Origin of the sequence: Streptomyces sp. ISL-43, from assembly GCF_018614195.1 — a bacterium.
GTDB lineage: Bacteria > Actinomycetota > Actinomycetes > Streptomycetales > Streptomycetaceae > Streptomyces.
The window spans coordinates 1-15323 of sequence record NZ_JAGGOT010000065.1; the positions used below are offsets into that span (position 1 = coordinate 1).

14 protein-coding genes are annotated in these 15323 nt (G+C 68.2%); 6 read left to right on the forward strand and 8 right to left on the reverse strand.

The window, feature by feature from the left end; all coding sequences use genetic code 11:
- Positions 1-145: 145 nt before the first annotated feature.
- Positions 146-454, forward strand: coding sequence for a hypothetical protein (locus J7F03_RS32970; protein ID WP_214956060.1), 309 nt, complete (start codon positions 146-148; stop codon positions 452-454).
- Positions 455-467: 13 nt separating this feature from the next.
- Here the strand turns inward: J7F03_RS32970 and J7F03_RS32975 are convergent, their stop codons facing one another.
- The 7 genes from J7F03_RS32975 to J7F03_RS33005 form a co-directional block, all read right to left on the reverse strand.
- On the reverse strand, positions 468-743 hold the full coding sequence (locus J7F03_RS32975) for a DUF397 domain-containing protein (protein WP_214956062.1): 276 nt from the start codon (positions 741-743) through the stop codon (positions 468-470).
- Positions 665-3025, reverse strand: a complete 2361-nt coding sequence (locus J7F03_RS32980) for a tetratricopeptide repeat protein (RefSeq protein WP_214956064.1) — start codon at positions 3023-3025, stop codon at positions 665-667. Before J7F03_RS32980 ends, J7F03_RS32975 begins: the two co-directional genes overlap by 79 nt.
- Before the next feature lie 25 nt (positions 3026-3050).
- Complete coding sequence (locus J7F03_RS42450) at positions 3051-3209, reverse strand: DUF397 domain-containing protein (protein ID WP_308380058.1); 159 nt, start codon at positions 3207-3209, stop codon at positions 3051-3053.
- A 55-nt stretch (positions 3210-3264) separates the two neighbouring features.
- On the reverse strand, positions 3265-5586 hold the full coding sequence (locus J7F03_RS32990; protein ID WP_214956065.1) for a tetratricopeptide repeat protein: 2322 nt from the start codon (positions 5584-5586) through the stop codon (positions 3265-3267).
- Positions 5583-6035: a hypothetical protein gene (locus J7F03_RS32995; protein ID WP_251072866.1), complete on the reverse strand. Its 453-nt coding sequence runs from the start codon at positions 6033-6035 to the stop codon at positions 5583-5585. Before J7F03_RS32995 ends, J7F03_RS32990 begins: the two co-directional genes overlap by 4 nt.
- A 109-nt stretch (positions 6036-6144) precedes the next feature.
- Complete coding sequence (locus tag J7F03_RS33000) at positions 6145-6489, reverse strand: hypothetical protein (protein WP_214956066.1); 345 nt, start codon at positions 6487-6489, stop codon at positions 6145-6147.
- A 38-nt stretch (positions 6490-6527) separates the two neighbouring features.
- Positions 6528-8363, reverse strand: coding sequence for a hypothetical protein (locus J7F03_RS33005; RefSeq protein ID WP_308380054.1), 1836 nt, complete (start codon positions 8361-8363; stop codon positions 6528-6530).
- A 444-nt stretch (positions 8364-8807) separates the two neighbouring features.
- On the opposite strand from J7F03_RS33005, the gene J7F03_RS41550 reads away from it, so the two are divergent.
- Positions 8808-10004, forward strand: coding sequence for a hypothetical protein (locus J7F03_RS41550; RefSeq protein ID WP_251072867.1), 1197 nt, complete (start codon positions 8808-8810; stop codon positions 10002-10004).
- A gap of 226 nt (positions 10005-10230) precedes the next feature.
- Here the strand turns inward: J7F03_RS41550 and J7F03_RS33015 are convergent, their stop codons facing one another.
- A complete protein-coding gene (locus J7F03_RS33015) occupies positions 10231-11187 on the reverse strand; it encodes a hypothetical protein (RefSeq protein WP_214956068.1) in 957 nt (318 codons plus the stop codon).
- 266 nt (positions 11188-11453) lie between these two features.
- Between J7F03_RS33015 and J7F03_RS33020 the strand changes: the two genes are divergently transcribed.
- The 4 genes from J7F03_RS33020 (at position 11454) to J7F03_RS33035 (ending at position 15323) form a co-directional block, all read left to right on the forward strand.
- Entirely contained in the window at positions 11454-12116 is a 663-nt protein-coding gene (locus tag J7F03_RS33020; RefSeq protein WP_214956069.1) for an HAD-IA family hydrolase, read from the forward strand.
- Between the two features lie 89 nt (positions 12117-12205).
- Positions 12206-13408, forward strand: coding sequence for a helix-turn-helix domain-containing protein (locus J7F03_RS33025; RefSeq protein WP_214956071.1), 1203 nt, complete (start codon positions 12206-12208; stop codon positions 13406-13408).
- Between the two features lie 193 nt (positions 13409-13601).
- Entirely contained in the window at positions 13602-14045 is a 444-nt protein-coding gene (locus tag J7F03_RS33030; protein ID WP_214956073.1) for a hypothetical protein, read from the forward strand.
- A 156-nt stretch (positions 14046-14201) separates the two neighbouring features.
- On the forward strand, positions 14202-15323 hold the full coding sequence (locus tag J7F03_RS33035) for a sugar-transfer associated ATP-grasp domain-containing protein (RefSeq protein ID WP_214956075.1): 1122 nt from the start codon (positions 14202-14204) through the stop codon (positions 15321-15323).

Sequence of the window (15323 nt, forward strand, 5' to 3'; positions counted from 1 at the left end):
GGCTCAAGCCCCGTTGATAACACCCGCAGGGGTGATGTTCCGCTTCGGAGGGAACCGGCGCAGCCGCCCGAGGCGTGTTGTGGGCTGACGCCGGGTGTGTGGGCGTAGCTTTCCGACCGCATCGTCTCCCCGCGGAGGACTACACATGACGATCGAATTCGGCACCAGCGGCTCCAGGGGTACGGAAGAAGAGACCGTTCAGGAGGCGCCTGCACCTTCCGTAGCCTCCGCAGACACCGGGGACGGGCACGATGCCGTCACCATCTCGTCGTCGGAGTACGAGCGGATCCAGGCCGCTGCCGAGCTCTACGTCTTCGCTGAGAAGCGTGGGCTGCGGCTTGTTCGTGCCGACGGCCCTAACGGACACCTGCTGACACATGCGCTGGTCCTCGACAACCTGCTTGTGTTCCCACCTGGCCGCCACCCGAGGGATGTACTGCGCGACGTCGGCTGAGGGGTTGCTCAGGTCAAGCCAGGTCGCCCCGTCGTACCGCTTCGACGAGGGAAGACCATGCGGCGGACGGGAAAATGATCACCGTGTCATCGGTGCGTTTCGAGTCTCGGACAGGGGCTTGGCCCGGTGGGGGGGGGGTGAGTAGTTCCAGGCAGGCGTTCTCGTTGCCGCTGTAGCTGCTCTTCCGCCAGGTTCTGGTGATGGCGTCACTCACTGTGCCTGCTCCTCGTTCTCGTCCGTTGGTGTGGGTCCCGGCGCGGCGGTGGCTTCCCGGTGGGCACGCCGGCATTCCTGCGCGATCGGGTGGTCAGGGCCCAGCACCCGCGCAGCGGCGTCGAGTGCTGTCGCCGAGATTTCCCGGGCAGTAGTTGTTAGGCCGGCCCCGGTGAGGATGCGTGCCAGGCGAGCCTGGATGGCCAGGGTGTGGGGATGCTCCGGGCCGAGGGTGCGCTCGCGCGCTGCGAGGACCGTACGCGCCGCTTCCTCGGCGTCGTTCCAGCGGCCTTGCCGCAGCAGGATGCCGGCCAGGAGGTCACGGGCAGCCAGGGTGCGGGGATGGTCCGTACCCAGATTCCCTTCATTGCCGTCGATGACGGACCGGGCAAGGAGCTCGGCTTCGGACCACGGCCCCCGCCGCGAGAGCACCCAGGCGAGCGTGATCCGACTGATGAGCGTGTGCGGGTGTTCGGTACCCAGGGACTGTTCGGCCACGGCAAGGTTCGGCCGGGCCAGAGCCTCCGCCTCGGCCCAGCGTTCCTGTTCGCCGATCGCCTCGGCGAGGCAGGCAACGCTTTCGATCGTGTCTGGGTGCCCGGAGCCAAGGACCTCGGTGCGGCCTTCTGCGGCTCGACCCATGTGGAGTTCGTCCTCGGCGTAGGCGCCGAGGCCGTACAGGGCGAGGCCGAGTGCGTGAGCGCTGTCCAGCACGTGAGGGTGGGTCGGGCCCAGTTCCTCTTCGCGGTGTGCGAGCGTCGACCGGTGGAGCTCTGCGGCTTCTGCGAATCGTCCGAGACCTGCCAGGGCCCGGGCCAGTTCGAAGCGGTCGGTCAGAGAGTCCGCGCCGATGTCCGCAGCGGTGTCGCATACGGCGGTGGCGAGCAAGTGGGCCGTCGTGTAGTCGCCACGGTCGAGGGTCTGGGTACGCAAGTCCCGGACGACGGCGAGGGCTGCCGCAAGGGAGGTGCTCCTCCCCGCGGCGCACCGGCGAACCAGCGCGATCGCGTGCGAGACGAACAGCCTCACGGTTTGGGAGTCCGGGTACACGCCGGCCCGAACGGCGAGGATCTGCTTCAGGAGAGTTGCGGCGGCGGACAGTACGTGGTCGCGCTGGTCGAGCGGGATGCGTGACGACACCGAGTCGAGCAGCAGGCCGTGTGCCTGGATGCACCGTACGGGTTCGCGTCCGGGGTCTCCGGGAACGTCGAGAAGGGCGACGACGCTCTGCTCCAGCAATCCGTGCAGGGCGTGGTTCGCGCGGGAACCTGCCAGAGGCGGATCCGCTTGCGCCAGCGCGGTGACGTCAAGGCGATCGGAGGTGAGCAGTCCCACGGGTAGGGGATCCGCTGCGAAGCAGGAGAGCAACCGGATCAGTGTCGTTGCTTCCGGGTTCCCCTGGTCGGCGAGCATGTCGAGGGACAACTGCCAGGTACTGCTGATGAGCCTTCGGACGTCGCGTTCCCCGGGAGAGGCTCCGAGGTCGAGAATCGTGTTCGGGTCGTCGTGTAAACGGCGGCGGTATTCGTCCACGGAGACCGGCTCCAGGAGTTGGTGGCCGAGGAACGATCCGGCCAGGACGAGGGCGAGGGGATGGCAGCCCAGCTCCCGCGCCAGGGCTTCGAGAGCAGCACGGTCGTGGCTTCCGGGGGCCAGGTCCTGGAGGACTTCCACGGCGTCCGGTATGTCCAGGACATCGAGTGGATGCGTGTCTGCCTCGCGCCACAGAGGCGCGCGACCGTGGCGGGTGGTGACCAGGGTGGTGCCTCTTGAGCTGGTCCGCAGCCATCCGCCTTCGAGGAGCGCGGGATCGTCCGCGTTGTCGAGGACCAGCAGCCAGCGCCCGGGTGACTTGTCCAGGTAGTGCCAGACGAGGTCGGCCGGTGGCCGGCGGCGTGCCCAGGCGGCATCGACTTCGTCCTGTCCGGCGCCGCGGTCGAGTGCGACGGAGAGCATCCCTGCTCGGAGGGAGGAGGCTCCGGCGGCGTTCACCCACAGTCCGATGACGCCGTGCTCACGCACAGCTTCGTCGAAGATGCTCTGTGCCACCGCGGTCTTCCCGCACCCGGGCATGCCGTGTACGACGTGGACGGAGTCCGTTGTACTGGTGCCCGCGGCGGCATCAAGCAGGTGCCGTCGCAGGCTTCTGCGGTCCCGCACGGGAGAGCGCAGGCGAGGGGCGAGCGGGACCCGGACCGATTCAGGACCGGGGTGAGCGGTGGCGAGGGCTGCGTGCGGGTCCTGGTGGTAGTGCGTGTGGTACTCGGTGATGTGCTGGTCCCGCTCCGCCTGGAAGACACGGCCGTGTCCCTGCGCTACGGCATGCCGGTACGCGGACGTACCCGGGCTGCTCTCCATCCCCGACGTCACCCTCCCCCACGGGTCATGATGTCTGACCGTCGGAACATTCTGTGGCGCCGACGGAACGAACGAAAGCCATCCAGCTCTCCGTGGTGCAGATCAGAGCCGGTCGTGACAGATCCTTCGAATCACGGATGCGTGTTTTTCCCCGCCGGGGGGGGGGGTGCGTATTTCCAGGCAGCCATTGGTCTCACCGCTGTACGTGCTCTTGTGCCAGCGGAACCCGAAGTCGTCGGTCACGAAGTCTCCTTGGCGGCACGCGCGGCTGCACATGCCTCTTGCGCCGTTCGCAGAACCGCCCGGCAGCGTTCGGTACGGGGGTGATCACGGCCGAGTGTACGTACGTATCCGTCGAGCGTCGCCGCGGCCACGGTCACCGCTTCCTCTGCTCGGTTGCTGCCTGCCAGGACCGTTGCCAGGTCAGTGCGGGCGGACAACGTGTGCGAGTGCTCGGGGCCGAGCATGGACTCGCGCGCCGCGATGACGTGGCGGAGCAACTCCTCCGCCTCCTGCCATCGGCGCAGCCGGAGCAGGACCGTCGCGTGCAGGTGGCGGGCCGCGAGGGTCCTGGGATGCTCTGGTCCGAACACCTCCCCGGCAGCCAGGGCTGTTTCCCGGGCGAGCGGCTCCGCCTCGTCCCACCGCTCCTCGCCGGCCACGGCCCAGGCATGGGCGAGGAGACTGAGCACGGTGTTTGGGTGGCTGACCCCCAGGCCGGCCTGGGACCGCTCCAGCGTGGTCCGGGCGAGGGAACGGGCCTCCTCCCACCTGCCCAGCTCGCCGACCGCCTCGGCGAGCCGGCCGAGCGTGTCGAGGGTGTCCGGATGGGAGCTGCCCAGGACGCGCTCACGGCCGTCGAGGGCGCGCCGTAGTAGCTGCTCGTCCTCGGCCCAACGGCCCAGCCCATACAGGGCGATGCCCAGGGCGTGGACGGTGTCCAGGGTGAGGGGATCGTCGGCGCCGAGCAGGACTTCCCGCGAGGTGAGCACACCGCGCAGCGTCTGCTCGGCCTCCGCGAAGAGCCCCAGGCCGCTTTGCGCACGCCCCGTCTCATGGGCATCCGACAGAGCTTCACCGTGCTCCGCACCGAACAGCCCCGAACTGAACCGCTGCGCTGCCACGGCCAGGTCGAGGGCGGCCGTGAACTGCCCGCGCTCGTAATACAGCGACCGCAACCGCCTGATCAACGGCAGGGGTTCCGGACCGCGAGACCGGCGCAGGAGCGCGATGGCGTGCGGGGCCAGCAGTCGCAGGTCCTGATCCTCCGGCGGGTCGGGGATGGCCGCTTCGAGCAGCTCTGCCGCGGAACGGACGAGATCGTCTCGGACCTCCGCCGGCATCCGGCCGGCGACCGTGTCCAGGAGCAGCCCGTGGGCCTGCAGACCGCGCACGGGCGGGCGACCCCGGTCACCGGGCACGTCGAGCAGGGAGACGAGCGAGGTGGCGACGAGCCCCCGCAGCGCGGCATCGGCACGGGCGCCGGTTAGCGGCGGGTCGAGGCGCCCAAGCGCGGTGGTGTCGAGCCGGGCCGGAGCGAGCAGGCCGAGCGGGACCGTCGCCGGCTGGGCCGCGAAGCAGGACAGCAGCCGGAGCAGGGTGACGGCCTCCGGCAGGTTCTGCCGGTCCAGAGCATCGAGGGAGAGCTGCCAGGTACTGCTGAAACGCGCCCGGGCATGCTCCTCCGAGGGGTCCGAGGCCTGGTCGAGGAGCTCGCTCGGGTCCTCCGGAAGCCGCTCCAGGTAGTCGCTCACGGTCCACCTCTCCAGCAGTTGGCGGCGTAGGTGGTTGCCCGCGAGGGAAAGCGCCAGTGGGTGACGGTCGAGCCGTAGCGCCAGCCGCTCGAAGTCCTCCGGGTCCCCTGTGCCGGGGGCCAGATCGAAGAGCACCTGGGCAGCCGCGGTGAGCGGTAGCACGCCCACGGGGTGGGTGTCGCAGCCGCGCCAGACCGCGGCCGCGGTGTCGCGGGTCGTCACGAGTACGGTGCCGCGTGGGCTCCGCCGCAGCCACCCGCCCTCCTGGAGCAGACGAGGCTCGTCCGCGTTGTCGAGGACGAGCAGCCACGGCTCGACGGACCGGGCGAGGCAGTCCCAGGCGAGATCGGCGGCCGGGCGCCGCCCGGCGTGGGCTGCCTCCAGCTCGACGGGGGAGGCGCCGCGATCCGCCGCGATACCGATCATGAACGACCGCAGCGAGGTCGCGGACGAGGAGTCGACCCAGAACCCGATGACACCTTTACGCTCAACGGCTTGAGTGAAGACGTGCCGGGCCAGGGCGGTCTTCCCGCAACCCGCCATGCCGTGCAGGACCTGCGCCGGCCCGCCGCGGCCGTGGGTGACCGAACGCATCAGCTGATCGCGCAACTCGACACGGTCCCGTAGGGCGGTCGCGGGCTCTGCGGTCAGTGGTACCCGGACGGAGTGCGGCACGGGCCCCATCCAGTCGCCCGGCGCGGGCGCGTGGTGGTGGTGCTCGGTGACGTACTGATCACGCTGCGCCTGGTAGACACGGCCGGACCCAGACGCGGAGGCGGACGCGGAAGAGTGCGGCCGGTCGCTCACCGCTCGGTGATCTGCTGGTCGCGCCCGGCCTGGTAGACGCGGCCGCGGCCGCTGGCACGTGCTTCCAACCGCATCGTGCCGATCACCGTCTGCTCGGAGGCGGGCAACTGCGCGCGGGCATCGCGCAGTACACGATCCAGATCCTGCGCGGCGTCGGGGTGCGCCGTGAGGAATTGCAGCAGCCGCCCCTGCCACTGGAGGGCGAGGGCCTCTTCGGCGGCCGTGTCGCCTTGCTCTCTGGCCAGTACGACATCGGCGCGCGCCTCAGCGAGTGAGGTCTCCACGCCATCTGCGCGAGCCGGACTCATCCGTCGCCAGAGGGCGACCACTCCGTCCCTGGTCGACTGCCAGGCATCCGTGGCCATCACTGCCACGAGTGTCGTCCCGGCCGTCTCCAACAGTTGCGGATCCATCGGCCCCCCGATCGGCTGAGTTGCCTTACGGCACATTGGAGAGATCGTATGGCCCGTCGGCTCATCTCGTCCGAGTTGCCAAGGTATTGGGCGGTCTCGAAGGGTGCCGTTGGTGTGGCGTGGCTCCCCGGACTGCCCGGTTGCGCTACCCGAGCAGCGCGGCAACCGCGGCAGTGAGACCTTGCAGCAGAGTGACGGCTGCTGCGGCTGACCCGATGGCGAGCCCGAGGTCTTCAAGGTTGTCCCGGATGCGGCGCTGGTCGGGTTGGGTGCTGTTCAGCTCCTCGCCGATGCGTCCGGCGGTACGGCGTGCCAGATCAGCGTTGCTCAGCCCTTCTGGGTGCTCCTGTATGGCGGCGTAGAGCTCGGAGAGCTTGGCCAGCGCGGCCTGGAGGCGGGCATCGTCTTGACCTGAGCCGACGTACGACTGCTGCTGATTCCCTCCGATCCGGCCGGTGTTGACCTGATTTCCGTTGCCCGTGATCTGCATGCCACCACTCGTCTCGCGACCCCGCCACACACTCATGATCATCCTTTCGGCTGCGTGTTGTCGGTCTCGGCACCCTGTGCCTGACCGCCCTGCATGGTTCCGGTGTTCACCTGGTTGTGGTCGCCGTTAATGAAGATCTTGGTGACGACATCCGCTGCCTGTCGTCTGAAGTCGCCGGTATAGACGCCGTGGTCATCGAGGAAGGCGCTGACCGTACTGAACATCCGTGACTGCAGGATCGAAATGTGCCGGGCGGCATCCTCGATCTGGTGCATGTCCTCCGGTTCGTCGAGGGCACAGTGCTCACGGAGGCCGACTGGCTTGCCGGTGTCTCTCTGCTCTGCTTTGTCCAAGACCGTGGCCACCTGTTGCTGTGCGGAACGACCGAGCAGGCCGCTGGCGATCGCGTCCAAGGCCTGGACAAGGCCGGTGTGGGACCTGAGTGCCAGCGCGGCTGTGTCACCGAGGGCGTCAACCGGAGTGAGCAGGATCTTCTTGGCGAGCTCCCATCCCTTCGCCGGCTCGGAGCGAGCCTCATCCTTCAGAGGCGCCAAGACGTGCGGCCGGGTTACGAAGTGGAGCGTTTTACCCTCCAGTGCGGCGTGGGCGAACACCGTGACGACGATGTCTCCGTCCCAGTCGACTACCTGCGCTGCCAGATATCGGCGCGAATGGTGGCCTGAGGGAGCCCTCCCCCCTTCCTCGGTCATTTCTCGCGCTTCTGGCCAGGTTTCATCGAGCCCCTTGCGATGTAGTACGCCGGCTTTGCGGGCGGGCTTGCGCGGGAGCTTCTTCCACCTGGATTCCGGGACGGCGAGAGCTTCGAAGACGTCGCAGTTCGGTAGTGCATGGGTCTCCACGAGGACGCCGCTGAGGCGCCCGACCTCGTCGCGGACTTTGTCCAACAACTCGTCGGCCTCGAACTTGCGGATACCTTGCGTCTCTTCCCCCCACAGGTTTTCTTCCTCGTTGGGTATCCGTGACCTGCGAGTGGGCTCTTCCCTGTCGTGCTTGTTGTCCTCCGCGTCGTCGGCGCGACGGGCGGCCGTGAGCTGGATGCGTGGCCCGGTGGCGCGCCAGGCATCAAGACCGGCACCGACGAAGCGGTTGATCCGGTCTTCCTTCCGGTACGGGACGCTCTGCCATCCCTCGCTCACCTCGCATTCGGCAATCCGGGCCGCCGCGCGCGGAGCAAGGCGCGGCCGGGCGGTCGGGTTGTTGCGCCACGGGCCCAACGAGGCCAGGTAGGCCAGGGCCGTCCATCGGTCCACCGTGTAGACGGAGGCGAGCAGGAGGGCCGTCCGCACCGCGGCGGCGACGGAATCCCGTAGGGCAAAGGCGAGGGTGGGAGTGTGCGGCTGCAGCCGGGTCCAGGCCAGGTAGCCACCCGCGACCACAAGGAGCAGGGGAACGACGGAGCTGAAGCCCCAGCGAAGCGTCGCGCGAAGCAGACCTACTCTGAGGAGGTAGTGGTGGAGCACCGCCATCACGACCAGCGCGACCGCGCCCCATGGATGGCGCACTGCCACCAGGCCCACCACTCCCGCCAGGACAGCACCGCGCAATCGGCGCTGCCGCTGGGCGGCCACGCCATGAGTGAGCACGAGGGCAAGGCTGAAGCCGAAGGAGGGAGCAGGGCGCTTCCGTGCGTTGAGCACGTTGTCCAAAGTCCATCGGACGAGTTCCTCGCCGGCGAACGGGCCCAGGTGCCGGATATCCCGCTTCTTACGGCCCCGGACGCGGTCCTGCCACTGGCCCATCAGGTCGCGTGCCTGACCGATCCGGTTCACGCGCTCGTGCATGACTCCTGCGAGTAGACGGGTCACCTTGTTCGTGGAAGGCGGCTCGTCGCGTTTCGCGTAGGTCGTACGCACGGACCCACGGTCATCCGTGGCGGTGCTCTTGCTGGAGACCCTCTGGAGCGGAATCCCCGGGACAGCTTCGGCATGACCTGGCCCGGCGTTGATTGCGTGGGGCGAGCCGCCGGGCACGGAGGCTCGCCAAAACAGCAAGGACATAGGCCATCTCCCCCGAGACCAGCTGCTCTTCGGCGGCCCATCCTGCCCATGAACGATTGGATCAGTCAGGGTAAACGGGAGACGCGCCAACAGGACGGTTGAAGCAGTGGCGGGAATTACCACCCGGTGGATCTACATAATCCCAGGTGGGAAGTACTCACCACCGCCGGTTGGACCCACGCCCCGTAACGCCATCTTGGCCGGTTCCTGTCCTCGGCTGGTACGCCGGCGCCAGCCCTCTGCAGGCAGAGTGGCCACGGGCCTGAGGCGCTGTCAGAGGTGTCAGCGAGACTTCCCGTTGTGAAGACGTTTCTGGTGCTGGTAGTTGAACTGGCCATGCTGCTGGCGGTGGCCATCTTGTTCTCCTATCTGCCTTTCCGTGCATGGTGGCGACGGCGCGTACTTGAGCCGTTCGACCGGCGAGTGGTCCAGGAGATCAAAGATCGAAGGCGCGTCCTGGCGGACCGGCATGCGGAGGTGCTCCTGGCTGAAGCCAGGGATGTGCTTCCACGGGTTGTAGAGGGGGGTGTCCCGCTGGGCCACGGTCTGCCTCCCGTGTGGGTGGTGAGATGGTGGTACTCCGCGCAAGTTGCGATTCCTGTATACCTTGCAGGATTGACCTATTTCGCGCTCATCGTATGGAATGCTGGCGACATTTTCTTTCGGAATTCTCGCGGGAGCCATCCGGTCAGCAGTGGATCCGGCCCGTTGGGTGACTTGGTGGGGTGGTTCCTCGCGATCCCAGAAAGTATCCGTAACTGGGAAGGGCCTGCCGAAGCCTTTGAGGCGCTGCGTGGAATACTCGTGGTTCTGGTCCTCATGCTCGCCGTACCCCTTATCACCCGGGTGAGCGCCGCGCTCTCTCATAGTCCGGAACGTCGTCGGCAACGAGAGCGGGCAGAGAGGAAAACCAGGGTCGTTGGCGACTATCTGCGATGCTGGCCGGTGGTCGTTTTGGTTGTCGCCGCTGTGCAATGCGCACAGGCGCGGAGGCGTTGGCAAGAGGGGCAACCGGGGGATGACGTGCCCCGAGTCTCACTCAAAGCGGTGGAGAGCGTGATATGGCGAGCCCCCCGATCGCGTCGTGGGGATGTGCGAAGTCATTACGAGCGCGTGGTCGGCGCCCATACGGCTCGTGTGGTAGGCGCGCTGCGCAAGGCCGAGGCCCGGCAAGACACCGACCCTGAGCAGGCGCTACAAGCCCTCACGGTACTGCTGCTGACAATTGCAGAGCGCTATGCCGAAGGTAGAGTCGGCCAACTGCTCGACGAAGAACAGATAGGTGACGCTGAACCTGTCGTGCCTCGTGAAAGGCTGCGGCTTGCGATAGTGGGATTGATGGTTGTTCTCGCTGTGGCTGGTGCCTCATTGGCGGGCCTTCCCGAGGCTGCTCTCGTTGCCTTACTCCCTGTGGCCGTGATTGGGGCGGCAATCACGGTCAACCGGGGGAAGATCCCTACGCCAGGGCAGTTGACTGACTTGATCATCCCGCGCTGATCTCGGGGCTGCCCGTTGCGCACGCCGAACGAGCAGCGTCCTGCGGCTGCACCCCCTCGGGCAGGTGCTCCAAATGCTTTACGCCTCTCCGATAGAGATCGCTTTCATCTTGACCGGAGGCGGACCGTTCGGACCAGCACCGTCCGAACAATTCTGAAGGGAGATGCACGAGACCGGATCGCCCCGGTTGCGGGTGATCACGGCGAGATGGCCCGAACCGGTCAGGTCAGCGAGGGACTTCCGCCTGGAGTGCTTGCTCCGTGATGGCGGCGATGCGTCCGACCTGATCTCGCAGCCGAGCAAGCTCTGCGGTCTGCTGCCGTCCTGCCACGATCTCGGACAGGGCGGCGATGACGGTTTCCTGGTGGTCGCCCGTGCCTAGTACCTGGGCGGCACGGCGGAGCAGAACGGCATCCACCTTGACCGAGTGGCTCGACTGCAGCGCGGATGGGGTGGTGGGCTCAGAGGTCGGCCTGGCCTTCCGGCGGGGTGCAGGTGGCGCCGGAGTAGGCGCGGGTTCGGCAGTCGGCGGGGGTTCGGGCGCAACGGTGTCGGGGCTGCCAAGCACCGTGACCACCGGCTTTCGGTAGCAGACGTCTCTGCCCGCCTTGGTCGTGTAGACGACGAGCTCGATGGTGAGGTCGCAGACGGCCGGGCCGGCGACACGTTCGAGCGCGTCCGTCAGGTCGGAGAGCTGAGCGGCCATCTTCCACGAGCCCGTCATGAAGTGGAACAAGCCGAGCTCGGGTGCCGCTGCGATCTGGAAGGTGATGTCGACGGATGGTGTCGGGCCGCGCCCGTCTCGGGCCGCCAGTTTCCTGTCCTCGAACAGTGGAGGGCAGCCGCAGGGCTGGCCCTTCTTCTCTTTCGGTGACAGGAACTCCACGCCGTCGCACTCGTGGAGGATGCCCCTACTGCCCCAGAGGACCATATGAGCCGTCACCGCGTCGGGCCCGTCCAGGAGAACGCGTACGCTCTCGCGGCTCGTCAGCACTTCGTAGGCAAGGCCAGCTCCTCCTGTCGCTTCGTTCGGTTGAGGTTCGCCGCCCAGTAAGCCGGCGACACGGGCGGCCACATCGGCATCGTCTGTGGTGACACGCCAGGCCTCGAGGGCCTGGGGCAGTCCCCCGGATAAACGCCCCGTGTGGAAGCGTCCGGCTCGGGCGGTTGTGCTCTGCGTCATTCGCTACCTTCGATGGATGATCGGGGACGACAGATGTTCTTCACCGTGTACCAATGGCGCGGTGCACTTGGCGTGTCACAAGACCGGCTACAGCGGCGCTCCCCATTGTGGCCAGACCGAGCGGCCTCGTTCAGCTGGTTCCAACCAGGCACAGGCCGGGGAACGGGAGCGACAGCTCGGCGAGCGCGGGCCTTCTCGAACGCTCTGTGTGTCGGGCGCGCGGTAGCGTTTCTTGCGAGACCAATCGCGGAGGGGACGGTCACTGGATGCCGCACAGCACTGACACCACCTATGGACAGGAACAGCTCGGCCTGATCCTCGACTTCGCCGGCGTGCTCACCGCCAGCCCTCTCGCTGTCCACCGTGCGTGGTGCGTATCCGAAGGGCTGGCCCCGGAGGCGTGGCGCAGCACCCTCAACGACCACCCGGAGGGTCGGCGTCTGTACGCGGCCCTGGAGGTCGGGGAGATAGGGCAGGCGGAGTGGAACGAGGGCACTGCCGCGTTGCTGGGTGCGCACGTGGACCCGGTGAACCTGATGGGCCGGGCGTGGGCCGGGGTGCCCGCGGCTCGTCGGATGGCTGCCCTTGCCTGTGCGGCACGGGCGGCCGGGCATCGAGTCGCCCTGCTGTCCAACAGCTTCGGCCTGGACCCGTTCAACCCGTACGAGCACGTCGGAATCTGGGACCTGTTCGATGTCCACGTCGTCTCCGAGCTGGTCGGCATGGCCAAACCTGATCCGGAGATCTATCGACTGACCCTGGACCGCATAGGCCTGCCCGCCGAGCGGTGCGTGTTCGTGGACGATCACGCGGTGAACCTCCCGCCAGCCGCCGAGCTGGGCATCACCACCGTCCACGCCACCGATGAGGACGAGGCCGTTGCGGAGCTTGAGGCCCTACTGGGAGTCAGTGCGGTCCTCGCCGCGTGACTCCAACTTCCGGCTGATCAAGGGCTGTCGGCCCCACCACTCCTGCCAGTACCGTCCGTATGAGGCCAATCACACGGAGGTGCTGGAACATGCAGTGGTCGGAGTACACCACCTCTGAGCGGTTGAAGACGCTGCGCGGCGGGATGACGCAGGAGCAGTTAGCGGAAGCCGCCGCAGTGTCCGTCGGCGTGGTCCGCAAACTGGAACGCGGCGGCACCGCGTCGCTGCCGTCGCTGCTGTCCATCGCCGACGCCCTCGGCACGGACATCGCCGTACTCCTTGGCCAGCAGGCACCCCGCCGGTCCATGGACCGCGACGAGCGCGCCGCGCTTCGGATGGTGTCTGCGGCCACCCATGACGCCGCCATCGGCATCCCCGCCGATGTCGAGCCGGGCACCGTTGAGGAGCTGCGCGCCGCCGTCCGCCGGGCGGATGACGCCTACTGGGCAGGCCGGTACACCGAACTCGGTACGCTCCTGGGCCAGCTCCTCCCCGAGGCAAAGGCCCGGTTCGATGCCGCCGGCCCGGCCGAGCGGGAGGCCGCCAGCGGTGTCCTGATCGACACCTTCCAGACGGCAGGTATGGCCGCCAATGTGCTGGGCTCTCGCGATCTGGCCTACGCGGCGCTGACGTACGGCCGCCAGATCGCCGTGCAGGCCGGGGACGACCTCCGCGACGCCCACCTGGCCGCCACGACGGCGTGGGTCAACCTGCGTGACGGCCGCACCACGCAGGGGTTCGCCCTTGCCGCGGCGCAGGCCGACCGGATCGAGCCCAAGATGAGCGAGCACGACCCCGACCGGCTGAGTGTGTACGGGCAGCTCGTCACCAACGCCGCCGTGGCCGCGTCCCGAGGCGGCGCGAGCGCGGACAGCGCCCGCGAGTACCTCTCCCAGGCCCACGCCGTGGCCGCCCGCATCGGGGAGGAGCACGCCCGCGGCGCCCACGCCCAGCCGTACGGGCCCATGTACGCCGCGACCCAGGCGATGAGCATCGCCGTGGCCCTCGGCGACACCTCCGGAGCACTGCGCCTCATGGACACGGTCCGCCTGGACGACACCGTGCCGCTGGCCACCCGCGCCCGCTACGGCTTGGACGTCGCCCTCACCCACGTGGAATGCCGCCGCTGGGAGGCTGCCGCCGACACCCTCGAAGCCGTCTGCACGATGGCCCCCGGCTGGGTGCGCCACCAGATGCTGCCCGGCGTCATCATCGGCCGGCTCGCCGGGGTTTCCGTCGGTCGCCTGCGCGGTCTCGCCAACGTCGCCGGGGTCCCCCTCGGGGTGCGCTGACCCGCGGCCCGACTACCACGCCCCGTAGCAGTCGGTCGGCCACCACCTGCCCGACTGCTACGGGGCGTTGCACATGCTCGACCGCCGGGTCCTACGCTGCCACGCCCCGTGGCACTGAAACCCGGTACGGACTGCCACCGCTGCCACGGGCCGTGTCTGGGCCCACGTGTCGGTGCGCAGCAGCCTTGTGGGCATGCCGACCAACCCGCCCAGCGGCCTCGGGCACGTATCCGTCGCCGTCTACGCCTGCTCTGCCACCGCCACTGCCGTCCGAGACGGCGAAAGGCGCGGTCGCCACTACGCCGACGCCCGACACTGGCACGTTGCCGGAGCGTGGTCCGATACCGACCCGACGGTGTCGCTCGCAGAGCGCCCCGGCTGGCAGGCCATAGCGTCCGCCCTGTCCACCGGGATGATCCGGGGAATCATCGTCGGTTCCATCTCCCATGTCGCTTCCGACACCGCCCAGTTCGCCGGACTCGGAGTCATCATCCGCGACAGGGGCGGGTTCCTCGTGCACGCCGCCGACACCCTGCCCCGCCGCACCCCCGGTCAGTTGCAGCGGCGTCGCGTCATCGCTGACGCCTCCTCGGAGTGGTCCCCGTGGGAAGACACGCCACGGGCAGACACCCCATGAACGCCCGGCGCTTCTCGCCCGGTGCGGCCGACAACGTCGAGCCTGCCCGATGAAGCAGCACATCGCGGTCTTGGCCTACGTCATCGCTGTCACCGCCGTGGTGCTTGCCCTGGCCATCGCTGGAACCCCGGACTACTGAGACATCGGAGGAGCGACATGACCCGCACTGCGAACCGTGGCTTCAACCACCGGCAGGCGATGAGCGAGGAGTGGTTCCGTACTCGGGTTCTTCCCCGTGTATCCGGCCTACGGTTCCTCCCCTACCAGGTGCGGCAGATGAGCCGCGAGCACCTGCCCACGATGCTGCGCGACGGTGGCAGGAAGAGCGTGGCCCGTATCGCCGGGGATCTGGTGATGGTCTCCGCGCGGTGGCGCTGCCTGCCGTTCCACTATTTCCGCTACGGCGGCTACCGGCGCGAGGTGTCTGTCGAGCGGGCCTGTTCGTACCTGCCGGAGACCACCTTGTTTCACCGCCTCCTTCCCCGCGTGAATCGGGACACCGTCGACCTGGACGACAAGGTGGTCTGCAAGAAGATCCTCGCCTCCGCCGGCATCCCGCAGCCCCCACTGATCGCGAGCGGTGACGGCCGTGCGGGCGTCACCTCCGAGGGTGAGGAGGTTTCGCTGGAGGCCGTCCTCGACATCGCGTCCGGCTTCGGGCGCGTGGTGGTCAAGCCCTCCCGCTACTCCAGCGGCGGCTCCGGAGTCGTGATCGTGCGGCCCGACAAGGACGGGTTCGACCTTGCGGCCTACGCGCAGCGGTGGGGCACCTGGCTGGTGGAGCAGCACGTACCGCAGCACCACGACCTGGACGCGCTGAACCCGTACGCCCTCAACACCTTCCGCGTCATCACCCTGCTGACGGAGGGCACCGCCGAGGTGCTCTACATGATGCTGAAGCTCGGCGGCGTCGACAGCACGACGGACAACTCGGCCGATGGTGGCTTGCAGATCCGGGTGCATCCCGATGGGGAACTGGACCGCCACGGCTACGACCGGTACCTCAACGCCCAGACGTGCCACCAGGTCAGCACGGTGCCGTTCGCCGGCCACCGGGTCGCCCACATCGGCGAGGTTCGTGAGCTGGCTGCCCGCTGCGCCCGTCTCTTCCCGCAGGTGCCCTTCATCGGCTGGGACATCGCTGTCACTCCCGGGGGGCCGGTGGTCATCGAGGGGAACAGCAGCCCTTCGCTCGCACATATCCAGCGCACCCATGGCGGTGTCGCTCCGGATCTCGTCCCGGCGCTCCGCGCCGTGATGGATCGCCCGCTCATCTGA